Annotated in this window: 1 protein-coding gene; it reads left to right on the top strand. The window is 67.5% G+C overall.

The genetic code is table 11. From position 1 onward, the window contains the following. Positions 1-57 precede the first annotated feature (57 nt). Positions 58-1,208, top strand: a protein-coding gene (locus FM113_RS08755; RefSeq protein ID WP_087013679.1) for an IS3 family transposase whose coding sequence is annotated in 2 segments (ribosomal slippage) — positions 58-328 and positions 328-1,208 — 1,152 coding nt in all. Because the reading frame shifts where the segments join, the coding sequence is not laid out codon by codon here. The last annotated feature ends 13 nt before the right edge of the window (positions 1,209-1,221 follow it).

The following is a 1,221-nucleotide window of genomic DNA, read 5'->3' on the forward strand; positions in this document are numbered from 1 at the left end:
GTGGTTGTGTGAGTCGTCCTGTTGCCCGGGGGTCCGGGCAGGGAGACTGGTCAGATCATGACGAACAGCAGGAAGCGTCACACTCCGGAGCAGGTCGTCCGTAAGCTCGGGCAGGCCGACAGGATGCTCGCGGGCGGGAGCGACATCGCCGGGGTGTGTCGAGAGCTCAGAGTGTCCGAGCAGACGTACTACCGGTGGCGGAACCAGTACGGCGGATTGAAGGCCGACGACGCGAAGCGGCTGAAGGAGCTCGAGAAGCAGAACGCCACGCTCAAGCGGCTGCTCGCCGAGGCAGAGCTCGAGAAGGCCGCGCTCAAGGAGCTGGCTGAGGGAAACTTCTAGGCCCGGGCAGGCGCCGCGCAGCCGTCGACCACCTCAAGCGCACGCTGCGGGTGAGCGAACGAATGGCGTGCCGTCTGGCCGGGCTGAGCAGGTCCGCATACCGTCGCCCGCTCCAGGGCGAGACGACAGCCGACCCGGACCTGGCGTTGCGGGACTGGCTGCGGGCGTATGCGAAGAAGCACCCGCGGTGGGGATACCGCAGGGCCTACCACGATGCCCGCGGCGAGGGGTGGATCGTGAACCACAAGAAGATCCAACGGCTCTGGCGCGAGGAAGGGCTGCGCGTCCCGCAGCGGCGTCGCCGCAAACGCGTTGGGTCTTCGACCGTCGACGCCACGGCAGCGGTCGCACCGAACCTCGTGTGGGCGGTGGACTTCCAGTTCGACGCGGACGAGCAGGGCCGTCCGATCAAGATCTGCTCCATCGTCGACGAGCACACCCGCGAGTGCATCGGCGGGCTCGTCGAACGGTCGATCACCGCGGACCGGCTCACCGCCCACCTCGAGGACCTCGTCGCAGTCCGCGGCGCCCCCGCGGTGCTCCGATCCGACAACGGCCCCGAGTTCATCGGCGACGCGATGGCCCACTGGGCCGGCACCCGTACCGGCCTGTTCTACATCCCGCCCGGCTCGCCCTGGCACAACGGGTACGTCGAGTCGTTCAACAGCAGGCTCCGCGACGAGTGCCTGAACATCAACAGCTTCTACTCGCTGCTCCACGCCCAGGTCGTGATCGGCGACTGGAAGACCGAATACAACCACGACCGCCGGCATTCATCGCTCGGCTACCTCGCACCCGTCGACTACGCTCGGCAATGCACCCATCAATCGGAAACCGACGACTCGCACAGCGACCGGACCGAATGAAGGGGACGGCCCG

Source organism: Leucobacter sp. 7(1) (assembly GCF_900163635.1).
Taxonomy (GTDB): Bacteria; Actinomycetota; Actinomycetes; order Actinomycetales; family Microbacteriaceae; genus Leucobacter.